The 287-nt window shown below is 63.1% G+C and carries 1 protein-coding gene; it reads right to left on the minus strand.

The genetic code is table 11. The features are described 5' to 3' along the window. The coding region (locus SB751_RS29595; RefSeq protein WP_410748972.1) for a TonB-dependent receptor domain-containing protein at window positions 1-287 on the minus strand (287 nt) is incomplete at both ends.

Here is a 287-nt window from a genome sequence, read left to right on the forward strand (position 1 = left end):
TGGTAGTTGAACAGATTGTCGGTGCGGCTGTAGCCCTGCTTTTTCTTGTCGTGGCCGCTGGTGCGGTAATTGTCCCAGCGCAAGCCGACGCTGGCCTGCCATTGTTCGTCGAACTTGAGGGTGTCGAAGCCGTACAGCGCGAGGGTGTCGGTGGCGTAGGGAGCCGGCCAGCTGCGGGCGGTGCGGCAAGGGTAGGCCACGTTCGGATCGGGATTGCGCAGCGAGGTCTGCGTCAGATCGGCCGGGCATTTGGTGACGCCATCCGAAGACAGGACCTGGTCGTTGGT

The organism is Cupriavidus sp. SIMBA_020, assembly GCF_046535395.1.
Taxonomy (GTDB): domain Bacteria; phylum Pseudomonadota; class Gammaproteobacteria; order Burkholderiales; family Burkholderiaceae; genus Cupriavidus; species Cupriavidus campinensis.